The organism is Vibrio sp. SCSIO 43155 (assembly GCF_023716605.1).
Taxonomy (GTDB): Bacteria; Pseudomonadota; Gammaproteobacteria; order Enterobacterales; family Vibrionaceae; genus Vibrio; species Vibrio harveyi.
The window spans coordinates 1121583-1147703 of record NZ_CP071853.1 but is presented as its reverse complement, the minus strand read 5'-3'; the positions used below and the strand labels follow the sequence as shown (position 1 = coordinate 1147703).

General features: G+C 44.6%; 25 protein-coding genes. 17 read left to right on the top strand and 8 right to left on the bottom strand.

All coding sequences use genetic code 11. The features are described from left to right. Position 1: 1 nt before the first annotated feature. The 3 genes from uhpB to uhpT all read right to left on the bottom strand — a co-directional run bounded on the left by uhpB (position 2) and on the right by uhpT (position 3690). Positions 2-1501, bottom strand: a complete 1500-nt coding sequence (gene uhpB, locus J4N44_RS22000) for a signal transduction histidine-protein kinase/phosphatase UhpB (protein ID WP_252045133.1) — start codon at positions 1499-1501, stop codon at positions 2-4. Continuing rightward, positions 1501-2109: a response regulator transcription factor UhpA gene (gene uhpA, locus J4N44_RS21995; protein ID WP_017819640.1), complete on the bottom strand. Its 609-nt coding sequence runs from the start codon at positions 2107-2109 to the stop codon at positions 1501-1503. The genes uhpB and uhpA overlap by 1 nt, the downstream gene beginning before the upstream one ends. Before the next feature lie 183 nt (positions 2110-2292). Then, the gene (gene uhpT / locus J4N44_RS21990) at positions 2293-3690 is read right to left on the bottom strand and encodes a hexose-6-phosphate:phosphate antiporter UhpT (RefSeq protein WP_005446907.1); all 1398 of its coding nucleotides are present in this window, start codon (positions 3688-3690) and stop codon (positions 2293-2295) included. Between the two features lie 408 nt (positions 3691-4098). Here uhpT and J4N44_RS21985 point away from each other — a divergent pair, with 408 nt between their 5' ends. The 5 genes from J4N44_RS21985 (at position 4099) to J4N44_RS21965 (ending at position 9074) form a co-directional block, all read left to right on the top strand. Then, positions 4099-5097 carry a helix-turn-helix transcriptional regulator gene (locus J4N44_RS21985; protein ID WP_252045132.1) on the top strand — a complete coding sequence of 333 codons (999 nt, stop codon included), beginning with the start codon at positions 4099-4101 and terminating at the stop codon, positions 5095-5097. A gap of 277 nt (positions 5098-5374) precedes the next feature. Continuing rightward, positions 5375-6706 carry a metal-dependent hydrolase family protein gene (locus tag J4N44_RS21980; protein WP_005427103.1) on the top strand — a complete coding sequence of 444 codons (1332 nt, stop codon included), beginning with the start codon at positions 5375-5377 and terminating at the stop codon, positions 6704-6706. A 78-nt stretch (positions 6707-6784) separates the two neighbouring features. Next, positions 6785-7417 carry a DUF3299 domain-containing protein gene (locus J4N44_RS21975; RefSeq protein ID WP_005446901.1) on the top strand — a complete coding sequence of 211 codons (633 nt, stop codon included), beginning with the start codon at positions 6785-6787 and terminating at the stop codon, positions 7415-7417. 111 nt (positions 7418-7528) lie between these two features. After that, positions 7529-8755, top strand: a complete 1227-nt coding sequence (locus J4N44_RS21970) for a carbohydrate porin (RefSeq protein ID WP_252045131.1) — start codon at positions 7529-7531, stop codon at positions 8753-8755. Between the two features lie 100 nt (positions 8756-8855). Then, on the top strand, positions 8856-9074 hold the full coding sequence (locus J4N44_RS21965) for a DUF6500 family protein (protein ID WP_029789318.1): 219 nt from the start codon (positions 8856-8858) through the stop codon (positions 9072-9074). 67 nt (positions 9075-9141) lie between these two features. Here the strand turns inward: J4N44_RS21965 and J4N44_RS21960 are convergent, their stop codons facing one another. Continuing rightward, complete coding sequence (locus tag J4N44_RS21960; RefSeq protein WP_252045130.1) at positions 9142-10845, bottom strand: FAD-dependent oxidoreductase; 1704 nt, start codon at positions 10843-10845, stop codon at positions 9142-9144. A 151-nt stretch (positions 10846-10996) separates the two neighbouring features. Here J4N44_RS21960 and J4N44_RS21955 point away from each other — a divergent pair, with 151 nt between their 5' ends. From J4N44_RS21955 to J4N44_RS21945, 3 genes are read left to right on the top strand one after another with little or no spacing between them, the layout of a single operon-like run. Continuing rightward, a complete protein-coding gene (locus tag J4N44_RS21955; protein WP_009700376.1) occupies positions 10997-11290 on the top strand; it encodes an ArsR/SmtB family transcription factor in 294 nt (97 codons plus the stop codon). A 26-nt stretch (positions 11291-11316) separates the two neighbouring features. Further along, positions 11317-11718 carry a YeeE/YedE family protein gene (locus tag J4N44_RS21950; protein WP_005446896.1) on the top strand — a complete coding sequence of 134 codons (402 nt, stop codon included), beginning with the start codon at positions 11317-11319 and terminating at the stop codon, positions 11716-11718. 14 nt (positions 11719-11732) lie between these two features. Continuing rightward, positions 11733-12173 (top strand): YeeE/YedE family protein, encoded by a 441-nt coding sequence (locus J4N44_RS21945; protein WP_045487474.1) that lies wholly within the window; start codon positions 11733-11735, stop codon positions 12171-12173. Positions 12174-12209: 36 nt separating this feature from the next. On the opposite strand, the gene J4N44_RS21940 is transcribed toward J4N44_RS21945, so the two are convergent. Then, positions 12210-13073 carry an endonuclease/exonuclease/phosphatase family protein gene (locus J4N44_RS21940; protein WP_005446894.1) on the bottom strand — a complete coding sequence of 288 codons (864 nt, stop codon included), beginning with the start codon at positions 13071-13073 and terminating at the stop codon, positions 12210-12212. A gap of 308 nt (positions 13074-13381) precedes the next feature. On the opposite strand from J4N44_RS21940, the gene nrdD reads away from it, so the two are divergent. Further along, on the top strand, positions 13382-15502 hold the full coding sequence (gene nrdD / locus J4N44_RS21935) for an anaerobic ribonucleoside-triphosphate reductase (RefSeq protein ID WP_017189067.1): 2121 nt from the start codon (positions 13382-13384) through the stop codon (positions 15500-15502). An 85-nt stretch (positions 15503-15587) separates the two neighbouring features. Next, on the top strand, positions 15588-16058 hold the full coding sequence (nrdG, locus tag J4N44_RS21930; RefSeq protein WP_005435220.1) for an anaerobic ribonucleoside-triphosphate reductase-activating protein: 471 nt from the start codon (positions 15588-15590) through the stop codon (positions 16056-16058). Positions 16059-16205: 147 nt separating this feature from the next. Here the strand turns inward: nrdG and J4N44_RS21925 are convergent, their stop codons facing one another. After that, positions 16206-17591 carry an MATE family efflux transporter gene (locus tag J4N44_RS21925; protein ID WP_252045128.1) on the bottom strand — a complete coding sequence of 462 codons (1386 nt, stop codon included), beginning with the start codon at positions 17589-17591 and terminating at the stop codon, positions 16206-16208. Between the two features lie 155 nt (positions 17592-17746). On the opposite strand from J4N44_RS21925, the gene J4N44_RS21920 reads away from it, so the two are divergent. From J4N44_RS21920 to J4N44_RS21910, 3 genes are all read left to right on the top strand, one after another. Next, positions 17747-18604, top strand: a complete 858-nt coding sequence (locus J4N44_RS21920; RefSeq protein WP_029789325.1) for an AraC family transcriptional regulator — start codon at positions 17747-17749, stop codon at positions 18602-18604. Between the two features lie 155 nt (positions 18605-18759). Further along, complete coding sequence (locus tag J4N44_RS21915; RefSeq protein ID WP_252045127.1) at positions 18760-19947, top strand: amino acid aminotransferase; 1188 nt, start codon at positions 18760-18762, stop codon at positions 19945-19947. Between the two features lie 12 nt (positions 19948-19959). Beyond that, on the top strand, positions 19960-20637 hold the full coding sequence (locus J4N44_RS21910; protein ID WP_005446888.1) for a putative ATP-dependent zinc protease: 678 nt from the start codon (positions 19960-19962) through the stop codon (positions 20635-20637). Between the two features lie 107 nt (positions 20638-20744). On the opposite strand, the gene J4N44_RS21905 is transcribed toward J4N44_RS21910, so the two are convergent. Together J4N44_RS21905 and J4N44_RS21900 are read right to left on the bottom strand one after the other, a co-directional pair. After that, the gene (locus J4N44_RS21905) at positions 20745-21281 is read right to left on the bottom strand and encodes a hypothetical protein (RefSeq protein ID WP_005446887.1); all 537 of its coding nucleotides are present in this window, start codon (positions 21279-21281) and stop codon (positions 20745-20747) included. A 162-nt stretch (positions 21282-21443) separates the two neighbouring features. Continuing rightward, the gene (locus tag J4N44_RS21900; RefSeq protein WP_005446886.1) at positions 21444-21815 is read right to left on the bottom strand and encodes a YgiW/YdeI family stress tolerance OB fold protein; all 372 of its coding nucleotides are present in this window, start codon (positions 21813-21815) and stop codon (positions 21444-21446) included. 164 nt (positions 21816-21979) lie between these two features. Here J4N44_RS21900 and J4N44_RS21895 point away from each other — a divergent pair, with 164 nt between their 5' ends. The 4 genes from J4N44_RS21895 to modC all read left to right on the top strand — a co-directional run bounded on the left by J4N44_RS21895 (position 21980) and on the right by modC (position 26079). Then, positions 21980-23431: a cobyric acid synthase gene (locus tag J4N44_RS21895; protein ID WP_038898948.1), complete on the top strand. Its 1452-nt coding sequence runs from the start codon at positions 21980-21982 to the stop codon at positions 23429-23431. Between the two features lie 90 nt (positions 23432-23521). Then, positions 23522-24274 (top strand): molybdate ABC transporter substrate-binding protein, encoded by a 753-nt coding sequence (modA, locus tag J4N44_RS21890; RefSeq protein ID WP_252045126.1) that lies wholly within the window; start codon positions 23522-23524, stop codon positions 24272-24274. Positions 24275-24286: 12 nt separating this feature from the next. Continuing rightward, a complete protein-coding gene (gene modB / locus J4N44_RS21885; RefSeq protein ID WP_009696664.1) occupies positions 24287-24976 on the top strand; it encodes a molybdate ABC transporter permease subunit in 690 nt (229 codons plus the stop codon). Beyond that, a complete protein-coding gene (gene modC, locus J4N44_RS21880) occupies positions 24973-26079 on the top strand; it encodes a molybdenum ABC transporter ATP-binding protein ModC (protein WP_101905362.1) in 1107 nt (368 codons plus the stop codon). The genes modB and modC overlap by 4 nt, the downstream gene beginning before the upstream one ends. Positions 26080-26121: the final 42 nt, after the last annotated feature.

The following is a 26121-nucleotide window of genomic DNA, read 5'->3' as shown; positions in this document are numbered from 1 at the left end:
GTTACACCTTAGGTAATGTGATGGCGATTTGCGTGCCATCCACATGATCGTTCAAAGAGTAGATATACATTTTGCCGCCAAGTGCTTGCACGCGTTCTTGCATGCCGCGAACGCCCATACCTTTCATGCAGTCTTCGGTTTTGAAACCAATGCCGTTGTCAGCGATGTTCAACGAAATGTTCTCCTTAATAGAGAGCTCGATAACGATAGACGTCGCATTCGCGTATTTAGCTGCGTTGTTTAATGCTTCTTGGCATAAACGGAATAGGGTGACTTTTAGCGTGTCGCCCAAAGACTCATAGTCACCTTGCCAATCAAGCACAACGCGAGTGCCATGATTGTCGAACTCCATTTCACGGGTTAACTGGTGAACGGAGTCTTTTAAGTCCAAATCATCGAGCATCTTCGGACGCAGTTTGCTCAGCAGATGTTTGGTGGTGTCATAAACATTGAGTGATAGGTTTTCGATCATGTCGGCACAGCGTGTGTTCATTTCAGCGTTATCGACCCGCTTAATGATGCTCGCTTGGGTACGGATCGCTGTGATGTTCTGACCAATTTCATCGTGCAGTTCTCTTGCCACGTCGCGACGCACCGACTCTTCCGCTTGGATGAGCTGTCGAGACAAGGTTTGGTTTCTCGACAATTCGCCACGAAGCTTTTGGTTAAGATCTTTTTGTTTCTGCACCGCTAAACCGAGCATGATGCCAGTTAGGGTTTGTGCCGAAAGGGATAACAGAAGGTCAGTGATTTCCAGATTCGAAACACCGCTTCGCGCAGCAATCAGCGCGATACTATTTAACATGGTCGCAAGCAGTGCACCTTGCCAGCCGTAGCGTAGCGCAAGCACAATGATTGGGATTGCCATGCAGAAAGGTGCGAAGCGTTTTAACTCATCCGGCAGGCTGGTTTGAACCAAAATGCTGGCAATCAACAACACACTGTATAGCAGAATATGACGAACTTTGAACTGAACTTCGTTGGCTAACAAATTCGAGGTCAGCGGTGACCAAGGGCTTTGGAAGAGATAGTTCCAAAGCAAATAGCACATTGGCAGAACTAACAAACCGCCAGCAATGCTAGCTAACCATGCCATGTAGACAGATTGGACATGATAACCAACCGCTAGTACGTTAATACAAGACGTCACGAGCAACACGGCCGCCATAATCGCTAAATGCTGGTTCTGATCGCCTTTGTAATAACGCTTAGCAAGGTAAACAACCGGCATGCTCAGGAAGCTGGCAACCAACACCATTAGCCATTGCGGCTGTTCAAGAAGTAGAGCAAGAGCAACGGTCAATCCCCATTCGGCGAGATAAATCGTTGCCCAATACTTTGTGCGCGTGTGCAGTGTTAGACCCAAACGCAACGCGAAGGGGAACAACAAGATCGCAAGCTCTGCATCGTTCACAAAGTAATAAGCGATCACCCACAGACAGAACCACGAGCATCCTGTCATGAATAGACCGCAAATGGAGGTGATGGTGTAGCTACGCATTAAAACGACTCTTGCGAGAACAGTTTGGCGAGCTCAACGTTGTTCTTCACGCCAAGCTTATCCATGGCGTTTGCACGGTGAACGTGAACGGTTTTATGGCTTAAGCCAAGCTCAGTGGCGATTGATTTGACATCTAAACCACGAGCCAATAATTGGCACACTTCGTTTTCTCTGCGAGTCAGTTGAGTCAGCGTTGCCGCTTTGTCACTTGGTGTCGCGAGCTTCAACGCAATATCAGGCGTTAAATAACAACCGCCCAAAGCACTGGTTCGTACGGCTTGAATCAACTCGTCAGGACTACAACGTTTACTTAGGTAACCTTTTGCGCCGAGTTTAAGTGACTTTTCAACCATTGCGGGAGAGTCGTGCACGCTAAGCATGACACAAGCAATGCCTGAAGGGATTTCGGAGAGTAGGGTAAGCCCACTTTCGTCTGCCATCGAGATATCTAGGATAACTACATTTGGCTTGCACGCAGGTAATCCCACTCGAGCTTCTGCTACCGAGCTAAATTCACCTACAACATTCATGTCTGGCTCAAGGCTCAACAACTGAGCAAATCCAGAACGAACAATGACATGGTCATCAACAAGCGCTACGTTAATCATCTTAAATACCAAACTTCAGCAATACACAAACGAAAATGAGCTCAATACCAATCGGCGCTAGATAGGAGACAATCCTTTGGCACCTTTGATATAGAGAGCTCAATAAAAACCTTCTATGATACTAAATTGACCAAGTTTATTTAATGATCTAGCGCGCTTTGACTAGCAAAGCGCGCTGTTTGATTAAGCTTGGTTTTCTGCGAGTTCAAGCTTCTTCTTGTTTTGACGAATCTTTTTCTCTTCTGCGATAGCTACGAAAGCAAGCAAAACAATACAAATCATTGCTGAGGTATCTAGGGCAGCGAACGTGCCTTTCCAACCCGTTAGACCAAAGATTGGTGTACCGTCTGCAATCATACCTAGACCCAATTTCGCGAAGCTGTCACCAATTAGGTAAGCGAATGTGCCTTTTACGCCGTCTGCCACACTGATTGCTTTCTTAGGAACAAAGCCAACCGCCGCAACACCGATAAGCAGTTGAGGACCAAATACTAGGAAGCCAAGAACAAATAGCGACGCTAGGTACATGAACTCACTGGTTGCGTGTTGGTAGAACTCAAGTGATACGATGATCAAACCCAAAGAAACACAAGCCACTAGCGCACGGCGACCATTCGCAAGGTCAGATAAGTAACCCCACATCAATGTGCCGACTAACGCACCCACTTCGAATAGGGTGAAGCCAGAGATTGCTGCTTCTTTTGATAGACCAAGTTCTTGGTATGCGTAAACCGTTGACCATTGGTCGATACCGATGCGCACGATGTAAAGGAAGATGTTTGCGAAGCACAATAGCCAGATCACTTTGTTTTTCAGAACGTATTCAACAAAGATCTCTTTCTTAGTCATTTGATTGCCTTCAGCCGCTTCGTCTTCTTCGCTGACTGCTTCATCAAATAGCTCTTCTACTTTACCTAGACCGTAGGCTTCAGGAGAGTCGTTACCATAGCGCATACCGATGAAACCAACGATGATCGCAATGATAGAAGGGAACACGAACATGCCGATTACGTGACCGTCGAACAAGTAGTTTGCACCAAACAGAGCCACACCAGCAGCACCCGCACCACCTACGTTGTGAGACATGTTCCAAAGACCTAGGTAAGAACCACGCTTGTTACGCGGTGTCCACTTAGTAATGGTCGAGTAACTAGAAGGACCACCAGTACTTTGGAAGAAACCACTTAGTGCGTAGAACGCCACCATCAAGAACAAGCTTGCGCTGCCACCGCCCATGCTGAAACTGAAACCAAGCATTGCCAGACCAGAAAGGATAAGCATGAAAGGAAGGAACTGCTTGGTGTTTTTACCATCGGCATAGTAAGAAACCACGGTCTTACCGATACCATAAGTAATCGAGAAACCGAGACCAATCAAACCTAGATCTGTCATCGACAAACCGTAAGTAGAAATCATGTCGTTTTGTGCGACGTTGAAGTTTTTACGGATCAGGTACATCGTCAAATAGCCAATAAATACCACTAGGTAAGATTGGATAAATGGTTTGAACCACATTTTTCTACGCGCTTCGACTGGAAGGTCTAGGGTAGGCTTCCGGACTTGTTCAAGGAATTTTAACATCGTGAACTCTCTTGTATTAGTGTGATGCACTTGCGTGCTCGCTTTCTTTTAACTGCTGGCGATTGTAGAGAGTCCTCTTTTTAACTACATGAGAGGAGGGCTTAGATCGACTAGGAAAAATTCCTAGAAAACGATTGCTGATTAAGAAAGCGTGAAAATCATCACATTCATAGAAGTATAAATAGCGCTTTAAATAGTGCTTTAAAAGTGAATAGAACGTATCTGTGGCGTGAATTGGCAAGTTCTTGAACAGGCAATGGTCTATGTTGAATGCCAATGTGCGTTGGCTCTTCTGTTCAGAGTGAGTCGTCTCTCATTATCAAATTGCACTTGGATTGTGACTAATGACAGCCCGGAAGTTTGTGCTTAAACTAAAATAATCCTTGGTATTTTAAGATGATAGCTTGTATGCCCAATACAGATATTCCTTTGGTCCACTCGGAAGAAGTAAAGCTGTTTGCCACGATGCTCAATGAGCTTGATGGTGATATTCATTCCTTACTTGAAACCGCACGTATGCCACAGGATATCTTATCCAGCCAATCCTCTAATGCGTTTGTGCCAGAAAGTGCATTAAAGTCGGTATTTCAAACCTTAGGTGAAAGAGCATCACCAGAGAAGTTTGCTTTGCTTACTTGGACACTTTGTCACGACATCTATGTGCCTAGATTTGCAAACCAAATTACTCAAACTCACTCGCTAAAAGCAGCGCTAGAAGATGTATCCCAACTGCTTAAACAAATCTCCGATAACGTGAGTCTTTCTGTTCAGTCGCGCGGCGGGAAATGGTGGCTGGTCAGAGAAAAACAGAACGCAGAAAGAGAATGGTTCCGCTACGCAGAAATGTTCTCCGCGATGTTCATGAATGAGTTGCTCAAAAAGCTTGTTGGCTCCCAATGGCGATTGGCAGAAGTCGGGATTCAAGATGTAGAAGCCGAACCATTCAATCTATTACCAGGAATGAAAAGCGCGCAGTTCTTTACAGGTAGACCGGTTACTGCGATCTCAATCCCTAATGAATGGATTAACCAGCCGATTGCTTTCACGCCATCTCAAACGGCGCCAAGTAAAAGTATTCGGGGAGAGGATGATAAGTTCAGTGACGCATTAGCAAGGGCACTCACGCCTTATCTCTCGATGGGTAAGATCTCTATCCAGTTTGCTGGCGAACTGATTGACATGAATGCTCGCACCATACAAAGGAGGCTAGCAAATGAGGATACGACGTATAGAGAAGTGATAGAAGGCTTGGTGCTTAAACAAACGCTAGAGCTTTTAGCGGACCGAGACCTCAGTATTACGCACATTGCGCTCAAAACAGGCTACTCCGATTCTGCTCATTTCACGCGTGCATTTAAGCGAATGATGAACATGACACCTAAAGCGTACCGTCAATCCTTGTCATAATGAGTTACACATAAAACCTCTGAATAATCGGAGGTTTTTGTCTCAACTCGCATTTCTTTCACAATATCCGCATGTTGTCGTGTAAAGGCAATTAAGCCGCCTTGAAAGTCGTCATGATGACTTCTATGTTTTTAACGTAAGCCGTCTGTTTCATATGTTTTTTGCCTGATCAGTCGTTTTTGGTGATCACTGAAATAGATGCCCTCATAACACCGCTGTTCTGACAGGGAAGTTATAGGAAATGGACCCCAACTATCCAAAAAACGTAGGTGTAATAATGACAATTTCTAAGAAGAACCTTTCTTTTGTTGCGCTATCTTGTGCATTTGCTTTAAACGCGAATGCAGCATCGACACTGTTTACTAACGTTGATGTTTTCAATGGCACCGATGAAAAGCTACTTCAAAACCAGAATGTCTTAGTCGTGGATAACATGATTAAGGAAATCTCACCGAAACCAATTAAAGCTGATAAGCAAACAACGACAATTAATGGCGAAGGCTTAACCATGATTCCTGGCTTAATCGACATGCATTCCCACATGTGTATTCAAGAAGGCATGTTGGTTGGTAGAGATGGTTATGATCAAATGGCGATGGGAGCTCGTGCTCATGTTTCCATGATGCAGTATCTCGACCAAGGCTTTACGACGGCTCGTGATGCAGGCTGTAATATTCTTGGTATCGCAAAAGCCATCAACAATGGTTTGCTTGAGGGACCGCGATTGTTCCCAGCGGGGGGCTTCTTGAGTCAAACTGGTGGTCACGCGGATACCGGTAGCTTTAACGATGTTCCAGGACGCGTTGACGATCTTGAACGCCACGGCTTTGGCTATATCGTCGATGGCGAAACAGAAGCTCGTCGTGCTGCACGTCAGAACCTACGTTCGGGCGCGACGCAGATTAAAATCATGGCTGGCGGTGGTGTTGCGAGCGAGTTCGATCCAATTCACATGACGCAATTCTCTAAACAAGAGATGGAAGCGATTGTTGGCGTAGCAGAAGATTACGGTACCTACGTTATGGCGCATGCTTATCACGATCGTTCGGTTAACCGTGCCATTGATGCTGGCGTAAAAGTGATTGAGCATAACTTTTTAATTTCCGAAGAAACCATTAAGCGAATGAAAGAAAAGGGTGTGGCACTTTCTGCACAAGCGGTGATGTCTCTTGAAGCCTTTGCTGAACCTGAAAAGATCACCTTCTTCAGTCCGGACCAAAAAGCCAAAGCGACCAAAGTAAACGAAGGCGCGAAGCAAATGTTCGAATGGGCACGTAAATATGACCTGTTGATTGTTACTGGTGGCGATATGTTTGGTCCTGCATACAATACGCGCCAAGCAGACAACATGGTTTGGATGGAGAAAGTCGGATTTACACCATATGAGATCATGAAGATGGGCACATCGAATGCCGCAGAAGTACTAAGCTGGTCGGGCGGCATGAATCCATATAAATACGGAAAACTCGGCGTTGTAGAGCCGGGCGCTTACGCTGATGTAGTGCTGGTGGATGGGAATCCTCTGCAGGACATCACAATTCTTAACGATTACCAAGATAAATTCAAAGTAATTATGAAAGACGGCAAGATCCACAAGAATACCTTGTAGTAAACTCTTTCGACTATTTGGGGGCGCTATTGTCCCCAAATTTTTCTCTAAAAGACAAAGAACTATTCAAGGGAACGTATGAAGAAGTACCTATTGGCTGGCTTAGTTTTGCTGGCTTCATCAAATGTATCCGCCGATCAATTAAGCTGGGAGCAATTGTTGCCAGTGGATGTCCCTCAGATTGAAGACCCATTTGTAAAACTCACAGACCAACAACTTTTTGAACTTGGTTCTCTTGCAAGATACCGTGATGCTCAAAATCTTAATGAGCAACAGAAACAAACCATGAAAGAATTAGAAGACAGCTTAAAAGCTGACGACTTAGACATTGAATGGTTGTTCAAAAAGCGCGAAGAGATTACTCAGCATCGTCGTATGTTGGCATCAATGCCAAACACAACACTTACTGAAGATACTTATGAAATTCCTGGCTTTGTAACGCCAGTAGAATTTAACAATGACGTTGTCACAAAATTTTTCCTTGTTCCAACTATGGGCGCTTGCATCCATACGCCACCGCCACCTGCAAACCAGATTGTTTTGGTCGATTATCCGAAAGGTTTGAAACTGACTTCTCTTTACGAGCCAATTTGGGTGAAAGGGGATCTGCATGTGAAAAAGACTAAGGCGGATGTTTCATACTCCGACGGAGCTTCGAACGTAGAAACCATCTACCAGATGGACGAGGTTTCAATTCGACCTTATCGATAAGAGTACACCACCGAAAATACAAAAAGCAGTGAGCTGTCACTTAATGGCAATTTTCAAAACGCTGAATCATTAAACTCTTTTTCTAGAAATCAATTTAATGAGAAACCAGACATGAAAGTAACTGTTCCAAAGCTTAGTTTTATCGCTCTTTCACTTGTAATGGCGTCATCGATTAACGCGGCGAACTTTGGTAGCCCTGATACGGTTGATAATACCATTGCTGAAAATGCTCGTGAAAAACGCACTTGGCGAGAGTCACTAGCGGAAGATCATAACTTAACGTTTGGTTTGGATTACCAAGCGCTTGGCTTAACGGCGTCAGACCCGCAAACTGGCGGTGAAGATACCGCAAGTGCTGGTGTTGCTCGTTTTTATGGTAGTTGGAATCTTGTTGGACTTGAATCTGGCAATACGGGCGGATTGGTTTGGAAAGTCGAACACCGCCATGCTTATAGCGATCTGTCACCGAAAGAATTTAGCTTTATCGGTAACGGTTTAGGTTACGCGGGCATGATTGGTCCAGCATACAGTGATCAAGGTGCTCGTCTAACTAACCTATATTGGAAACAAAAGCTCAATGGTGGCAAAACCTCGTTCATGGTGGGTTTCTTAGATACCACTGACTATGTTGATACATACGCTTTAGCCAGTCCGTGGACCGGATTCAGTAACCTTGCATTCAGTACTGGTGGAGGCTCGATTGGTCTACCGGATGATGGAATTCTCGGCTTAGCTGTCGGCCACATGCTGACTGATAACTTCTATATGGTTGCAGGTGTGGCAGATGGTAAAGGGCGTTCAGATGAACCATTTGATGGCTTTGATACCTTATTCAACGATCATAAACTGCTTACGACGTTCGAACTGGGTTGGACGGCGTCACAAGACCAAATCTATACCGACAACGTTCATTTAACCGCTTGGCATTTGGATGGCGACACGCAACATAACCTGACGAATAAGGACAGCGGGCAGGGTATTAACTTTTCAGCAAGCTACTTTGCTACAGAGCAATTAATGCCATTTGTTCGTGGTGGCTTCTCGGAAGGCGATGTGGCACTTTATGATCGTTCCCTAACGGTGGGGATTGGTTACTTTGGTTTAGGTAAACCAACCAACAACCTAGGCTTCGCGGTTAACTGGAGCCATGTTAACGATAACCTAGAGCACGCTTATGGTGTGGATGACTCTGAACAGTTCACTGCCGAGCTATACTACAACATGCAGTTGAACGACTACATCCAAATCACACCGGATATTCAATACATCAAAGACCCAGCATTTTCGAACAAAAGCAGCACTTGGGTATTAGGTCTTCGTGCGAGAATATTCATCTAGATGATTATGTTTATTTGCCTTACTAAGAATAACTGTATATAAATACAGTTATTCTATTTTTTGGGCTAATTTTGCTGTCGCAAAGAGAAAGGGAAAGGCAATGAACATCGCGTTAAGAGACAAAATCATTCAGGTGTGTAAGAAGAAAATAGAGCAGAAAGGCGACAATGTTGGCGTGTCCTTTTATGCCTTTTTCGCTAATAAGAATGACAATCCTGAGTTATTGATGGAAGCGGCGACTTGGTGGATTCAAATTCATCAACTCGATCACTTCGAAAAAGCGACCAAGATAATTCATTTGGTCGAATCTGAAATGTAGAACGGGGCACATAATGTGCCCCTTTTTTATTTTCAGTCCTAAACCTTAGATATTTAAAATTCAGAGATTAAGCTCTTGCGAACTTATAGGTACGGTAACCACCAAGTAGGTTACGTGCTTTAAATCCTGAATTGACCAGTTGACGATAAGCGACGTTACCGCGCAAGCCGACCTGACAGTAAATCACGATCTCTTTGTCTTTCGGCAGTTCATTCATACGTTGGCGAAGTTGGTCGACAGGAATATTGATTGCGCCATCAATGAAGCCGACAGATTCCAATTCTCCCGGATTACGAACATCGAGCAGAACTTGGTCCTCTGAGAGGTTGTCGATTTCATCAAAATGAATCGCTGTTGCGTCACCTTTAATGATGTTATTCGCAACGAAAGCCGCTTGGTTAATCACATCTTTCGCTGAACCATACGGTGGCGCGTAAGTGAGTTCAAGGTGTTGTAGTTGTTCTACTGTCATACCAGCACGCTGAGCAACTGCCATTACGTCAATACGTTTGTCAACGCCGTCTTTACCTACTGCTTGTGCACCTAAAATTTTGCCGGTTGCTGGATCAAACAACATTTTGAACGACACAGTTTCTGCGCCAGGGTAGTAACTCGCGTGGCTGGCTGTGTGGACATACACTTTTTCATAAGTGATGTTGTCACGTTTTAGCTGTTTCTCGTTTTTACCAGTAGAAGCGACGGCTAAATCAAAGATCTTGCAGATCGCCGTGCCTTGCGTACCTTGGTAAGTTTCTTGGCGACCAAGCATGTTGTCTGCAGCCATACGACCTTGACGGTTTGCCGGACCTGCCAACGGAACAAGGGTTTGTTCGCCAGTGACAAAGTCTTTCTCTTCAACCGCATCACCAACGGCATAGATAGAAGGATCGCTGGTCTGCATGCATTCGTTGGTGTAAATACCGCCTAGTGCACCAATTTGAAGACCGGCTTCTTGCGCGAGTTTTGTTTCAGGGCGTACACCAATTGCCATGATCAGGATATCGGTATCAAGCTGGTCACCATTGTTTAGAGACAGCGTCAGTTTTCCTTGAAGGTGTTGGTGTGTGTCATCTTCACCCGCTTCTATGTTAGCGACAGATTGGTTCGCCACAAATTCAACAGAAGATAGAGCAACGCCTAAACGCAGGTCGATGCCTTTCTCTCGGATTTCTGCATGAGCAAAACCGGCCATTTCTCGGTCAACGGGCGTCATCACTTGATCCGCCATTTCAACCAATGTGGTTTTTACGCCAAGCTGGTGGAAGGCTTCCATCATTTCCAAACCGATGAAACCACCACCAACGACCGTAGCGTGTTCCACTTTGTTGGTTTCGATCGTCTTAATGATGCGATCCATATCTGGAATATTACGCAGCGAGTGCGTCAATGGGTTATCAATACCCGGAATAGGCGGCACAACTGGACCTGCACCAGGGCTCAGTAGAAGGAAGTCGTAGCTCTCTTGGTATTCTGAACCATCAAGTAGGTTCTTAACCGTAACCGTTTTATCTTGGCGGTTAATTGAAACCACTTCGTTCATTACACGAACATCAACATTGAAACGCGCTAAAAAGCTCTCAGGCGTTTGAAGAAGCAGTTTGCTGCGTTCTTGGATATCGCCACCAATGTGGTACGGCAAGCCACAGTTTGCAAATGACACAAATGGACCGCGTTCAAACATAATGATTTCTGCGTCTTCACTAAGACGACGAGCGCGAGCTGCTGCAGATGCACCGCCAGCAACACCACCAATAATCACGATTTTGCTCATGGATTTCTCCTACTGAATGATCGAAAACGCCTACACCTTACTTAAATAAATTAGTCATGTCTAATGTTAATTTAGCTACATTAGCATTGACTTAATAATATTAATTAGTAATATCTAATAAAACTTAACGTATTGATGAAGAGGCATAAGAATGGGCGACAGTATGCTACAAAGTGCGACCGAAGCGAGTGAGCTACTTAAAATAATGGCTCATCCAGAGCGCTTAATCGTGATGTGCAAGCTTATTGAAGGCGAAAAAGGGGTCGGTGAACTGTTTGAAGGCTCAACATTAAGCCAATCAGCCTTTTCACAACACCTCACCGTATTGAGAAAACACGACATCATCAAAGCTCGAAAGGTTTCTCAGCAGGTGTTCTATTCGATTTCTGATGAAAGAGTTGGTCCGCTGATCGAGGCGTTTAACCAAGTTTTCTGTAAGCAGTAATTCAAAACTTTATACGGGTGGCTGTTATGTTTGAAGTTCCTTGGATGTCGCTTTTGGGCGGCGTCATGGTTGGCGCATCAGCGGTAGTATTGATGCTTTTCAATGGCAAGACCGCTGGAATCAGCGGGATCTTAAATGGTGCCGTTGAGAATGCGGACCGAGTTTGGCGAATTGTCTTCTTAATTGCGATGGCATTGGGCGGTGTGTTTGCTGTTTATGCTCTTGGCGGGTATGTACCAACTGAGTACAGCGGCTCTCTTGGTTTGGTTGTCGTTGCTGGTTTACTGGTTGGCGTCGGTACACGTATCGGTAATGGTTGCACAAGTGGTCATGGCATTTGTGGGATGGGGCGTTTCTCTATCCGTTCTGTAGTCGCAACGTGTACTTTTATGGCAACCGCCATGTTAACCGTCTTACTAGTCTCGTAAGGAATAGTGTCGTTATGAAAACTCAGGTAATGAAAAGTATTAAGCAAATTTCTATCGTTGCATTTTCTGGTGCGCTCTTCGGTATTGGTATGGTGATTTCCGGTATGGCTGATCCGGCAAAAGTGATCGGCTTCCTCGATATTACCGGCGCGTGGGACCCAAGCTTAGCCTTCGTTATGGGCGGAGCACTTGCGGTGTTCGTTCCTGCTTATCTTTTATTAATAAAGCCAAGAAGCGAATCTGTGTTTGGTGATGAGATTGTCTGTCCAACTTCTAAAGCGATAGACAAAAAGTTAGTTGGCGGTGCAGCACTGTTTGGTATTGGGTGGGGCTTACTCGGTGTGTGTCCTGGACCTGCGGTTGCCAGCCTTTTTACTGGCAACACACAAGTTCTGCTATTTATTGCGGCAATGTTGGTTGGGTCATTCACCGCTAAAACAATGGTTAGTCGATAAAGAGCGAATTTCAATGCTAAAAAGAGTTTTTCAACGTTAAAATGAGAGCGTAGTAGAAACTGGGCAATGGTCACTCAGCTTATAGTCGAGCACATCTTGTGTTTTAAAAACGGTTTGAACACCTGACGACGCCTTTAAATCACCACTCACTATGATGTGATCGATCACAGAGCGGAATTGGTGGGTTTTATTCGGATTACGATTAGAACGCACTTTACATTCCGCTTTGGTATTTTTGGTCACTAGCTTTGCATTGGTACTGTCCGATAGCACGTCCCATAACCAATCTCCTCGATAACCCAAATTGTGGTTAAAGTCGCCAAGTACCACATATTGTTGTTTGTTGTCCTCGCGCGCTTTTATCCATTTGGCTAGTGCCTGTCCTTGTTGTTTCACGATCTTACAATCGCGATTATTGCGATACGCACCACTGCATCCCGCTTTTAGATGCACAGAGAGTAGGTGAGTCTCGTTGTCTTGGTTTGGATTCAAGACAAGGTAGCTGGCGAAGCGGAGCTTGCTGTTGCCTCGTGTGATAGAAAAGTCTGGTTTGTCCAACACGCTCATACCATTACGTACCGCAAAACCGGTGTATTGATTGGTGTCATTGAACTGAAGGTGTCGGTTGGAGGCGTTTGAACGATCGGACAGATAAATAGTGAAATCATTGCCAACGGCTTTTTGGATTGCGGCGACACTTTCGACTTCTTGAAAAGCGAGAATATCGACTTGTGTTTTATCCACATAGTGGGTCAGTTTTTCAAAATCTTGTGGTGTTCTAGACACTTTTCCACCATCTATAGATAGCCATTCAATATTCCAGCTGGTTAATTTGACGGAATTTTGAGCAAATGAAAGAGAACTAAAAAGTAATATTACCGTAACAAAAAGTGATCGCATTTTGGTCTATCGCACTCCTATAATTTAGCGCATTCCTTTCCATCCTTTATCCTATAAGACCTCGAAAAAAAGCAAGTGGATTTCGCTCCAATTTTGCAATTTTCACAGTTTTCTTCGCAAGTGAGATCAACGCCAATAAGATCGATTTGTTCTTGTTCGCTACCCATTTTTTATTGATCAAAATCAATGTTTTCAATTGGTGCTTCTCGTTAAATACGCCACAATATATTGTGTCAGCAGAATAAAAAATAACCCCATATAGTGTGTTTGTGGATAACTCTGTGAGTATGCTGGGGTAAGGAGAAAAAGTGAAACCAATCGTAATCAAGCGTGACGGCTCAAGAGCTCCGTTCAACAGGGATCGTATACAAGCAGCAGTAGAAGCTGCAGCGGAAAACAAAGACAAAGATGTCGCCATTTATGCACTAAATGTTGCTCTGGCAGTTGAGTTACAGCTTCAGGATCACGATGAAGTTCACATCCATGAGATTCAAGACTTAGTCGAAAATGAACTCATGCAAGGTCCTTACAAAGCCCTAGCACGTTCTTACATTGAATACCGCCACGATCGCGACATCGCTCGTGAAAAGCAAAGCGCACTAACTCGCGAAATCGAAGGTCTGATCGAAGAAAGCAACCTAGACCTAATCAACGAGAACGCAAACAAAGACGGTAAAGTAATCCCGACTCAACGTGACTTGTTGGCTGGTATCGTAGCGAAACACTACGCGAAGACGCACATCCTTCCACGCGATGTAGTTCAAGCGCACGAAGTAGGTGATATTCACTACCACGATTTGGATTACGCTCCGTTCTTCCCAATGTTTAACTGTATGCTTATCGATCTTAAAGGCATGCTAACGCACGGCTTTAAAATGGGTAACGCTGAGATTGATACTCCTAAATCAATCTCGACTGCAACAGCAGTAACAGCACAGATCATTGCTCAAGTAGCGAGCCACATTTACGGCGGCACAACCATCAACCGTATTGATGAAGTTCTAGAACCGTACGTAATCACAAGCTACGAGAAACATCTAGAGATCGCAAAAGAGTGGAACATTGCTGAGCCAGAAGAGTTCGCAAAAGCGCGCACAGAGAAAGAGTGTTACGACGCGTTCCAATCTCTAGAATACGAAGTAAACACGCTGCACACGGCGAACGGTCAAACACCATTCGTTACGTTTGGTTTTGGTCTTGGTACAAGCTGGGCATCACGCCTTATCCAGAAGTCTATTCTGAAGAACCGTATTGCAGGTCTAGGTAAGAACCGTAAAACAGCGGTATTCCCTAAACTGGTATTCGGCATCAAAGATGGCTTGAACCACAAATCAGAAGATCCAAACTACGACATCAAGCAACTTGCGCTTGAGTGTGCGTCTAAGCGTATGTACCCAGACATTCTTAACTACGACAAAGTAGTGGAAGTAACGGGTTCATTCAAAACACCTATGGGCTGTCGTAGCTTTCTTGGTACTTACGAAGAAAACGGCGAGCTGATTCACGAAGGTCGTAACAACCTAGGCGTAGTGAGCTTGAACCTTCCTCGTATCGCTATCCGTGCAAACGGCAGTGAAGAGAAATTCTACGAGCTTCTAAACGATCGCTTACGTCTTGCACGTAAAGCACTAGAAACACGTATCTCTCGCCTAGAAAACGTGAAAGCACGTGTTGCACCAATCCTTTACATGGAAGGTGCGTGTGGTGTTCGTCTGAAAGCAGACGACGCAATTGCAGATATCTTCAAGAACGGTCGTGCGTCTATTTCTCTTGGTTACATCGGTGTACACGAGACAATTAACGCGCTATTCGGTACAGAAGCGCACGTTTATGATGACGCTGTTCTACGTGAAAAAGCAGTAGCAATCATCAAGCACCTGAAAGACACAGTAAACGGTTGGGCGGAAGATACTGGTTACGGTTTCAGCCTATACGCAACGCCAAGTGAAAACCTATGTAGCCGTTTCTGCCGCATCGACGCGAAAGAGTTCGGTGTAATTGAAGGCGTAACAGACAAAGGTTACTACACCAACAGCTTCCACCTAGATGTTGAGAAGAAGGTGAACCCGTACGACAAGATCGACTTTGAGATGCCTTACCCAGAAATCTCAAGCGGTGGCTTTATCTGTTACGGCGAGTTCCCGAACATGCAACGTAACGTTGAAGCACTAGAAAACGTATGGGACTACAGTTACACCCGCGTACCTTACTACGGTACAAACACGCCAATTGATGAGTGTTACGAGTGTGGCTACAACGGTGAGTTTGACTGTACAAGTAAAGGCTTCACTTGCCCAAGCTGTGGCAACCACGATTCAACCAAAGTGTCAGTGACACGCCGTGTTTGTGGCTACCTAGGCAGCCCAGATGCGCGTCCATTTAACTTCGGCAAGCAAGAAGAAGTGAAGCGTCGAGTTAAGCACCTGTAAGGTTTACTTAAGCTCAAACCTAATAATGAAAATCAACCTGTCGTGGGTTGATTTTCTTTTCTAGCCAGCAAAACAAGGCACGATTATGAACTACCACCAATACTATCCAATTGACGTTGTTAACGGACCAGGTACACGCTGCACGCTATTTGTGTCGGGCTGTGTACACCAGTGCCGTGGCTGTTATAACCAGTCGACGCAACGCTTGGATTCTGGTGTGTTTTTCACGCAAGAAGCAGAAGACAAAATCATTGCAGACCTAAACGACACGCGCATCAAACGCCGTGGTTTATCTCTGTCTGGTGGTGATCCTTTGCATCCAGCGAACGTGCCGCATATTCTTAAGCTTGTAAAACGCGTAAGAGAAGAGTGCCCAGGCAAAGATATTTGGGTTTGGACAGGTTACACGCTTGAAGAGCTAGACGATGCGCAGCGCGAAGTGACGCAATACATCGACACATTAATCGATGGCAAATACGAGCAAGATAAACGAGACCTCAACCTAGAATGGCGAGGCAGCTCGAATCAAATTATCCATCGATTTACTGAGCTTTAAGCGTTCCAACTCAAGAAAAGCCAAACATAAAAAGGGCACATTCGGATATTTCGAATGTGCCCTTTTGGTGTGAGTTCTTTTTAAGCTTTGATTGATGAAGTCGTTCTGTTTTGAGCTCAACTCAACAACTATAGCATAACGATGCAGTTACGCTGTCACACTAGTGTCATCATCAACCATGTTATTAATCCATCGCTTAGACTGAATTCGGTGAGTCGTTAGAATGCCTTTTACTAATTCTTCGACCAGTAGGGACATCAACACCCAATGCAGTGGTAAACCTAACACCATCCCAGTGTAGTAGGTAAGTGGAATACCAATCGCCCATTGACCAAACGTGTCAATGAAGATGCTATAGCGAATATCAGCGCCGCTCTTTAATACGCCTCCGATACCAACCATATTAAACACTCGCAGTATCATGCCTAATGCGAGTACCAAACATACATTTAACGCCATTTGTTTGTCTGTGAGCGGGCTCATCTCTAACAAATTCAAAATCAAAGGTGAACAAATCCATACGGCAAAGAACAAAATGGTTGCCAACACTGCGCTCGTTAATACATACCACCAAGCGGTTTTCTCTACACGGTCATATTGTTGGGCACCAATGTCATTCCCCAACAGTACAGAAGCGGCAACAGCGAATCCCATAAAGGTTGAAATTAATACGCCTTCAATTGGTGATAGGAACGAGATAATCGCCAGTTCTGTTACGCCCAACTGACCATAAATGATGCTGTAGACAATCAAACCGCCAGTCCACAACGCATCGTGGATCAGCATTGGCATAGAAACTTTGAAATATTTGTTTCGATACTTCTTTACTGTGCCTTCACGCCAATCTGAAAGAGTAGGGAGCAGATGTGAATACCGACGACAAAAGAAGTAAACCAGCACCCCAGTTTGGAAAAAGCGTGAGATAAAAGTACCGACAGCAGTCCCAAACACCCCCCATTGTGGAAATCCGAGTAAGCCAAAGATCAAAACGGCATTGAGGAAGACATTCACAACGATGGCGGCAATACTGACGTAAGTTGGCATCTTCGCCTCACCGACGGATCTCAATACCGACTCAATGGGAACGACTACGGCGGTACCTAGGAGACTCAAACCAGTCACTACTAAGTATTCTCTCGCATAACCAACATACTCAGGATCGTCCGCCATAAAAGAGACGATTTCTTTGTCATAAACCACGTACAGCCAAATGAATGGCAAAGTAACTACCAGCGAAATAAACCAGGATTGGGCGAGTGTTCTGCGTATGCCAGAAAGGTTTCCAGAGCCATAATATTGAGAGGCTAAAACCGTTACTGCACCACACAATCCAAACACCACGGCGAGATTAAAGAAAAAGATTCGGTTACCAACGCCAACCGCCGCTGTTGCCGATTCACCTAACTGACTCACCATAAAAATATCGATGGCACCAAGTAACGAAAACAGCATGGATTGCAGCGATACAGGAACGCCGATCGCAATCAGTTTTTTCCAAAATGCTTTGTCTATGTATTGACGTGTTAAGAGCATCGCATTTCTCCTCTAAGAACAATGCGAGTAGTTTATCCGTATGATTTAGCGGTGTATTTTTCGAAGACATCCAAAAGTTTTGTCAAACTATCCAGTGTTTATCGGTGGTTTGATAGAACACGTTTGCCGTGAGTGCATTTGTGAGCCATCGAATCATGGAAGAGAAGCAAGAACGTTACACCATTTCAGAAAAGACCTATCAAGAGTTCATCGACCACACTCGCGTGCTTGCTCTTGAAGAAAGAGGCATCGTTCAATGTGGAATCGCCACTTGCCGAGAGTTCTTTTCCGTTTATCGCAAAAATCAGAAGAAACACATGTTGTTGTACACGGTTCGTGGCAAAGGCTGGTTGGAGAGCGGAGCATGTCGTTATGAACTGGAGCCAGGATCGTTGGTGATCGTGCCAGCAGGTATTGAAAATGGCTTTGGAATGGAAGACGAAACGTGGCAAATCGCATGGGTGTTTCTCTCACAAGACAAAGAATGGTCGATGGTGAATGAAGAGATTGAGTATCAACTTACACCAGCACCAGAAGTGATGTATTTCTGCATTCAGACTCTATTGCGAAGTATCAATCTACCTATCGATTACGGTGGTGAAGTCGGCGCACACAGTGTTGCCCAGTTAGAGCTCATGCTGAATATGCCGCACTCAGATTCCATATCACGCAACCAGTTAAAGTTGCGCCGCGTATTCGATTTGGTTCAGAGACAACTCCATAAAGAATGGACGGTAGAACAACTTGCAGCCCTGTACCCATGTTCTGAACCCCACTTGCATCGTTTGACCCAACAACAGTTTGGGCGAAGCCCAATGGCACACTTAACTCGTATGAGAATGGAGTATGCCGCGCGTTTGTTGCGCTCAACAGAGTGGTCAATTCAGCACATCGGTGAAATAGTAGGGTACCCAACAGGCGCAAACTTCAGTACACGATTTAAAGCTTGGTCCAACATGACTCCGCGCGAATTTAGGAAAAACGGTAAGCTAGATTCAAACTTCAATGAGTGAATCGTTCTTTTTATGACCGATTGAGTTCATAAAATTCCCTAGGCACCAGAATTTTGTACTCTAATTGGCGAAATGTGTGAAAAATCATTTCGCCATTTTTAACGAAAGTGTTACCGTGAGGTTCGATACTTGAATTTCAAAGGGTTATGACTTTCATGTTTTCTAATCTACCAACTCCCGTATTAGATCCTATTTTATCTCTTTCCGTCGCATACCGCGGCGATAAGCGTCCAAACAAGGTTGACCTTGGTATTGGCGTGTACAAAAACAGCGCTGGTGAAACGCCAATCATGAAAGCCATTCAAATGGCACAAGAAGTGGTTGTCGAAAGCCAAAAGACCAAATCCTACGTTGGGCTTGCAGGCTGTGAAGAATTCAACCAAAGCATGATCGATCTACTTCTGACGGGTACGTCAGCAACAGATCGTGTGGCAGCGATTCAAACGCCCGGTGCAAGCGGTGCGTTGCGTATGCTGGGTGACCTAATGAAGGTTGCACAACCAGATACGACGGTTTGGATTTCAAACCCAAGCTACGTAAACCACAAGCCAGTGATGGAAGCGGCCGGACTTAAGGTGAAGTTCTACCATTACTTCTCGCCAGAAACGAAACAAGTTGATACAACGAAAATGCTAGAAGACCTCTCTAAAGCAGGTCCTTCTGACGTCGTGCTTCTGCATGGCTGTTGCCACAACCCAACGGGTGCAGATATTGATTTTTCTGCGTGGCAATCAATTACAGAGCTTTCGCAAAAGAACGGTTTTACCCCATTTGTGGATATTGCTTACCAAGGCTTTGGTGACGGTCTAGAGGAAGACGCAAAAGGTCTCCGCTTTATGGCTGACAACGTAGAAGAAATGCTGATCACAACCTCATGTTCTAAGAACTTTGGTTTGTACCGTGAACGTACTGGTGCTGCGATTGTGATCGGTAAAAACACGCAAGACGTGGCGAATGCAAAAGGTAAGCTTCTGACGTTAGCACGTTCAACTTACACTATGCCGCCAGATCACGGTGCAGCATTGGTGAAAACCATTCTTCAAGATGCCAACCTTACTTCAGTTTGGAAACAAGAATTGAGCGAAATGCAGCAACGCTTGCTGAATCTTCGTCAAACTTTGTGTAACGAATTGAGAAACAACCATAATACAGATCAATTTGATTTCATCGAGAGCCACAAAGGCATGTTTACTGTGCTAGGCTTTAGTGAAAACCAAATGGCGCAACTGCGTGAAGATTATGGCATTTATGGTGTCGGTGATGGTCGTATTAACATCGCTGGTTTGACCGAAACTCATATTCCTTACGTTGCTGACGCGATCCAAAAAGTATCTCAACGTTAATTGGGAGAGTTAATGAAGAACTGGAAACTGATTCTGCCGCTAATGATGAGCGGCGGTCTTATTGCTTGTACATCTACACCGACAACCACTGAGCCTGCTGAGCCAGAAACGCCAGTTGTGGAGCAACCGGTAGAGAAGCCGGACGTAAAACCTGAAATCGAGCCAAAACCTGAGGTGAAACCGGAACAAAAACCGGAAACAAAACCTGAGAAAAAGCCGGAGCCAAAACCAGAAAAGCCAGCTAAGGTTCAAAAAACGCCTGATGGCATGCTGGTCCTTGGTGCAGAAGAATGGGTTTACGTACCAGCGATTGACCGCACATTTAAAGCTCGCATTGATACAGGAGCGACAACGTCTTCTATCAGCGCAACCGAAGTGGTTCCGTTCGAGCGTGATGGTAAAGATTGGGTTCAGTTCAAAATCGATATCAACGGTAAAGCAAGTAAAGAATTTAAACTTCCAGTAGAGCGTTGGGCAAAGATACGTCAGTCTTCTTCGGAAGATGTTGATAAACGTCCAGTTGTTGTTGCTTACATCCAGGTAGGCGACCTAAAAGAGCAAACCGAGTTTACTCTAACAGAGCGTGGACATATGAAGTTTCCGATGCTCTTAGGACGTAGCTTTTTCCGAGATGTCGCTGTTGTGGATGTATCAAAAAAATACGTTCAAAACAAACCAAGCGGTAAGTAGTTCATCGTTTGGAAACTGAAACAAAAAAAAGCCTCTCAACTGAGAGGCTTTTTTAATTTTTTCAATAAGTTAACCGAGTTTTAGTTCGCTTGGTTAACCTGTAGAAGTTAGTAAGCGAAACGCGCTGACAACACAAGTTGTTGACCGTAAGTACCGTTATCTTTCAAATCAGCACCTAAAGATAACTGTTGAGTCGAATGGAACCTTGCGCCAAGGTTGTAAATCGTTTTTGAATCGTCATTATCGATTAATTGGCCAATTCGACCGTGCAATTCGATGTTCTGCATAAACCAAACGCGAGTACCGATGTTAACTTCGGTCTTCCATTCGTCACCGACAAGATCACCACTGTCTTTTTTAATGTTGTGAACCAGCATTTGACCATAGATATCAGCAAACTGACCTGCCGGACCATTAAAGCCAATACCACCGGCGATGTCCCAGTCACCACTGAACTCACTGTCTGCGCGTCCAATAAAATGCGTGTTTTCTGTAAAGTATGTTGTGACTTCGCCGCCAAACGTGCCTGGGCTTGTACCCATGCGGAACTCCATCATGTTGTAATTGAAATTGTTAGCGTGTGCGGCAAGTGGCAAAACAGCGCACAAACCAAAGGTTGCTACCTTTAGAGCTTTACCTAGCATGGGTGTCTCCGGCAAAAAATAATACGAACGAAAAAAAGGCCTGCAAAATGCAGACCAAGATTTACAAAATATCATTATAGGTGTTTCCCGTCACCCTATGCACTAGGACAAAGTGCGCATGATCAATGTTTTATTGCCCAAATTGGCGTTGAAAGGGCAGAACTACATCACAACTAAATGTTCGACTTCGATTTCCGGTTTGCTTCCGCCTTCAAACTCACCGAATAGACGTACTTTTGTGGTTTGGTCAATAGGAGTTGTTAGTCGAATATCATCATCCAATTCAACCATGATTTCGCCAGAGCCATCGCTGAAGATAAATTGGTCAGCACGAGTTTGACGTAGTAGATTGCCTTCTACGACAACGTCTTTCTCTGTAAACATGCTTGATTCTTTGATCAACGCATCTACCTTTTCTACCGTTACAGGTCCATTAAATTGGATGCTTGATTGACCGTGGTTGTGGTCTTTAGCCATTGCAACAGTAGGAGCGATAGCAAGTGCAGCGATAGTAGCGATTACAGTATTTTTCATAATTTGGTTTCTCTATATAGGTGTTCGTTTTTGATGGTGCTATTAAAACAAACCGTATTTGAACCATTACTGATTCGAACATTCATATTCGATTCATTTTCTTGAGTCCGATACTGAGATAACGTTATGATTGTTCACCTTCTTTTTTCTCTTATTAAACGTTCATGAAATCACCAATCCCTTCATTAATGGTACAAGGCACGACTTCTGATGCCGGAAAAAGCGTCCTTGTGGCAGGTTTATGCCGTGTACTAGCCCGTAGAGGGATAAAGGTTGCCCCATTCAAGCCACAGAACATGGCCTTAAATAGTGCAGTAACCAAAGATGGTGGGGAGATTGGGCGTGCTCAAGCAGTGCAAGCGCAAGCGTGTAATGTCGAACCAACCGTTCACATGAACCCAGTGCTAATCAAACCGAACAGCGATACAGGTGCACAGATCATCTTACAAGGTAAAGCTTTGTCGAACATGGATGCTGTCGGATTTCATGATTACAAAAAAGTGGCAATGGGAACCGTATTGGACTCATTTTCAAAACTGGTGGATGAATACCAATCCGTCATGATTGAAGGAGCAGGCAGTCCGGCAGAGATTAACTTAAGAGAAAATGACATCGCCAACATGGGCTTTGCAGAAGAAGCCGACGTACCCGTTATTATTATCGCGGATATCGACCGTGGTGGTGTGTTTGCCCATCTGTATGGGACGCTAGCGTTACTATCCAAATCTGAACAAGCTCGCGTCAAAGGCTTTGTGATTAATCGCTTCCGTGGCGACATCAGCTTGCTTGAATCTGGTCTGGATTGGTTAGAAGAGAAAACGGGCAAGCCTGTACTGGGTGTATTGCCGTATCTTCACGGGCTAAACCTCGAAGCAGAAGATGCCATTACGGCACAGCAAGAGCTGTCTTCACAAGTGAAACTCAATGTTGTGGTACCAGTATTAACCCGCATTAGTAATCACACCGATTTTGATGTGTTGCGTCTTAATCCAGACATTAACCTTCGCTACGTTGGCAAGGGCGAAAAGATCGACAAAGCCGACCTCGTGATCTTGCCGGGTACTAAGTCAGTTCGAGACGATTTGGATTATCTACGTAGCCAAGGCTGGGATAAAGATATTCAACGTCACATCCGTCTGGGTGGCAAAGTCATTGGCATTTGTGGTGGTTACCAGATGCTTGGCAACGTAATTGACGACCCAAATGGCGTAGAGGGTCAGCCTGGTTGTAGTGAAGGTCTTGGTTTGTTAGACATCACTACAACTCTAACCGACAGTAAACAGTTAACGCATACACAAGCGCAGCTTTGCCTAAACGGTAAGACAGCAGACGTGAAAGGCTATGAGATTCACGTTGGTCGAACTGAAGTTAAGAGCGCTCAACCTCTCAAGTTAAATTCTGGGGAGGCAGAAGGATCGCTGAGTGAATGTGGCCAAATTATGGGAACTTACCTACACGGGTTCTTCGATGAGGCAGACGTGTTGAGCTTGGTTTCAGAGTGGGTAAACGGCACTCAAATCAAACAACAAGACTTTGAAGAGTTAAAAGAACAGGGCATTAATCGCATTGCGGATGCGATAGAACAACATATGAATCTTGACTTTCTGTTCAAATAAAACCAGTTTTTAACTGTTTGAAGCACAAATAAAAGTGGACAGATAGCTCCACAGTTTCAACTTCTGCCTGCCTAGAACCGGAGTGTTTTTATGAAAGCATGGAAAATACATGCTTGCCTAGTGGCAATATTGAGCGTTTCATCAGCAGCAAACGCAGCAACTGAATTAAAAGTTTACGCAGCTTCGTCAATGACCAACGCGGTCAACGATATTGCACAACAATTCGAGACAAAGTATGACGTAACGGTCACGCCTGTTTATGGGGGTTCTTCGTCTATCGCTCGCCAGATTTTAAACGGCGCACCTGCAGATATTTTTATCTCGGCAAACACTAAGTGGATGGATTACTTAGTAAAATCAAAAGCAGTAAAAAATGACAGTGTCACTAATTTAGTGCGAAATAGCCTAGTTTTGATTGCACCAAAAGCCTCAACAATCGAGCCTTTTGATTTTTCAGATGCAAATGCATGGAACCAAGCATTAGAAGGTAATCGTCTCGCTTTAGGTAACCCTGTATCTGTTCCTGCTGGTATGTACGCGAAAGAATCGCTCACCAACCTTGGTGTTTGGAAGAAACTAGAACGCCAAATTGCACCTGCAAAGAACGTTCGTTTAGCTTTAGCGCTCGTTGAACGTGGCGAAGCCCCATTGGGCGTGGTGTATAAGACGGACGCACTTTTAACAGATAAAGTAAAAGTGGTGGGCGAGTTTGCAAATGACTCTCACGCGGACATCATTTACCCAGCAGCGATTGTTAAAGACTCTACGCAATCCGAGCAATTTTTCGAGTATTTGAAATCGGACGATGCTAAAAAAGTGTTTGCACAGTACGGTTTTCAATAAAAAGGGCATAGAGTGACAGAACTTGAATACCAAGCCTTAATACTGAGCCTTAAAGTTGGAGCATATGCTGTCCTGTGGTTGATTCCTTTGGGAATTGCTTTTGCTTGGTTACTTTCACGAAAAGAGTTTATAGGTAAGTCTATTCTAGACAGCTTGATCCATCTGCCATTGGTTTTACCGCCAGTAGTAATAGGTTATCTATTGCTGATCTCGCTTGGTCGCCAAGGCTTTTTGGGGAATTGGCTATATGAACATTTTGGTTTGGTATTCAGCTTCAACTGGAAGGGAGCGGTGGTTGCTTGTGTTGTTGTAGCTCTACCTTTAATGGTGCGTTCCGTCCGTCTGAGTTTAGATAATGTTGACCCAAAACTTGAGCATGCCGCATCGACGTTAGGCGCATCACCTTTGAAGGTGTTTTTTACGATCACATTGCCTTTAACCATTCCCGGAATTATTACCGGAACGATGTTGTCTTTTGCCCGTAGCCTTGGTGAATTTGGTGCCACAATCAGCTTTGTTTCTAACATACCAGGCGAAACCCAAACCATTCCTTTGGCGATGTACAACTTCATAGAAACGCCAGGAGCAGAGATAGAAGCTGCTCGTTTGTGCGTTATTTCCATTGCTTTAGCACTGTCGACCTTAATGATCTCTGAATGGTTAAATCGTAAAGCGGCTTCACGTCTGGGAGCTAAGCGATGAGTATCAAAATTCAATTTAAACAATTACTTGGCGAAACTGACTTTGATATTGACTTGGCGTTACCGGGTAACGGAATAAGTGCCTTATTTGGTCGATCAGGAGCAGGAAAAACAACGTTAATCAATGTGATTAGCGGATTGGTCACACCCCAACAAGGCAAAGTGTCCATTGGGGAACATGTTCTTTTCGATAGCGATGTTGGCATTAATTTACCCACGCATAAACGCAGAATCGGTTATGTCTTCCAAGACTCGCGTTTATTCCCGCATTACTCCGTGAAAGGCAATTTACTCTACGGTGTCGTGGAAAAAGATGAAGATTATTTTGATAAGGTGACAGAACTGCTCGCTATTAAGCCGCTACTGAAACGCTTTCCAATCTCTTTATCCGGTGGTGAAAAGCAACGTGTCGCTATTGCAAGAGCGCTTCTTTCCAAGCCTAATCTACTTTTGATGGATGAACCTTTGGCGTCTCTAGATATGCCGCGTAAGCGTGAAGTAATGCCATTTTTGGAAGAGCTGTCTGAGCAAGTCAATATTCCAATCGTATACGTTACGCATAGCTTGCAAGAAATCTTACGTTTAGCGCAGCACCTGTCGATTCTAGACAAGGGGCGAATCATGATGTCTGGCAAGTTAGAAGATGTGTGGGCTTCTCATGCCATGCGCCCTTGGCAGTCGTTCTCAGACCACAGTAGTTTGTTTGAAGGAAAGATCGCAACGCATCATGATAAGTACGCATTGACGTGTGTAAAACTCGCGCCATGTGCTTGTTTGTGGGTTCAAAAGGTGGATGGTGAACCTAATACGCCAATTCGTCTTCAAGTACGTGCGAACGATGTTTCTATTGCATTAGAGAAGCCTGTTGGCACCTCTATTCGTAACGTATTGGCAGCAACAGTCGCTTCCATAGAAGAGCTGAATACAGGTGAAGACAAGCAAAGTATTACCGTTTCGCTCAAACTAGATGAAGAGTGCCATTTGTGGGCAACGATTACGCCATGGGCATTGGACGATTTGAACCTAAAAGTCGGCGATGCCGTCTACGCTCAGATAAAAGGCGTAAGTGTTACACAACGAGATATTGCGTTAGCTCATCACTGATTACCAGAACCTCAAATACACAAAAGGCCGCAGATGCGGCCT

Coding starts and splice junctions, on each gene's coding strand:
- uhpB (WP_252045133.1), bottom strand. CDS start 1,501: ATGCGTAGCTACACCATCACCTCCATTTGCGGTCTATTCATGACAGGA.
- J4N44_RS21965 (WP_029789318.1), top strand. CDS start 8,856: ATGAACATCGCGTTAAGAGACAAAATCATTCAGGTGTGTAAGAAGAAA.
- J4N44_RS21975 (WP_005446901.1), top strand. CDS start 6,785: ATGAAGAAGTACCTATTGGCTGGCTTAGTTTTGCTGGCTTCATCAAAT.
- J4N44_RS21905 (WP_005446887.1), bottom strand. CDS start 21,281: ATGCTAGGTAAAGCTCTAAAGGTAGCAACCTTTGGTTTGTGCGCTGTT.
- J4N44_RS21960 (WP_252045130.1), bottom strand. CDS start 10,845: ATGAGCAAAATCGTGATTATTGGTGGTGTTGCTGGCGGTGCATCTGCA.
- J4N44_RS21915 (WP_252045127.1), top strand. CDS start 18,760: ATGTTTTCTAATCTACCAACTCCCGTATTAGATCCTATTTTATCTCTT.
- J4N44_RS21900 (WP_005446886.1), bottom strand. CDS start 21,815: ATGAAAAATACTGTAATCGCTACTATCGCTGCACTTGCTATCGCTCCT.
- J4N44_RS21940 (WP_005446894.1), bottom strand. CDS start 13,073: ATGCGATCACTTTTTGTTACGGTAATATTACTTTTTAGTTCTCTTTCA.
- J4N44_RS21970 (WP_252045131.1), top strand. CDS start 7,529: ATGAAAGTAACTGTTCCAAAGCTTAGTTTTATCGCTCTTTCACTTGTA.
- uhpT (WP_005446907.1), bottom strand. CDS start 3,690: ATGTTAAAATTCCTTGAACAAGTCCGGAAGCCTACCCTAGACCTTCCA.
- J4N44_RS21950 (WP_005446896.1), top strand. CDS start 11,317: ATGTTTGAAGTTCCTTGGATGTCGCTTTTGGGCGGCGTCATGGTTGGC.
- J4N44_RS21980 (WP_005427103.1), top strand. CDS start 5,375: ATGACAATTTCTAAGAAGAACCTTTCTTTTGTTGCGCTATCTTGTGCA.
- J4N44_RS21925 (WP_252045128.1), bottom strand. CDS start 17,591: ATGCTCTTAACACGTCAATACATAGACAAAGCATTTTGGAAAAAACTG.
- uhpA (WP_017819640.1), bottom strand. CDS start 2,109: ATGATTAACGTAGCGCTTGTTGATGACCATGTCATTGTTCGTTCTGGA.
- J4N44_RS21945 (WP_045487474.1), top strand. CDS start 11,733: ATGAAAACTCAGGTAATGAAAAGTATTAAGCAAATTTCTATCGTTGCA.
- nrdG (WP_005435220.1), top strand. CDS start 15,588: ATGAACTACCACCAATACTATCCAATTGACGTTGTTAACGGACCAGGT.
- J4N44_RS21920 (WP_029789325.1), top strand. CDS start 17,747: ATGGAAGAGAAGCAAGAACGTTACACCATTTCAGAAAAGACCTATCAA.
- J4N44_RS21955 (WP_009700376.1), top strand. CDS start 10,997: ATGGGCGACAGTATGCTACAAAGTGCGACCGAAGCGAGTGAGCTACTT.
- J4N44_RS21895 (WP_038898948.1), top strand. CDS start 21,980: ATGAAATCACCAATCCCTTCATTAATGGTACAAGGCACGACTTCTGAT.
- J4N44_RS21985 (WP_252045132.1), top strand. CDS start 4,099: ATGCCCAATACAGATATTCCTTTGGTCCACTCGGAAGAAGTAAAGCTG.
- modA (WP_252045126.1), top strand. CDS start 23,522: ATGAAAGCATGGAAAATACATGCTTGCCTAGTGGCAATATTGAGCGTT.
- J4N44_RS21910 (WP_005446888.1), top strand. CDS start 19,960: ATGAAGAACTGGAAACTGATTCTGCCGCTAATGATGAGCGGCGGTCTT.
- modC (WP_101905362.1), top strand. CDS start 24,973: ATGAGTATCAAAATTCAATTTAAACAATTACTTGGCGAAACTGACTTT.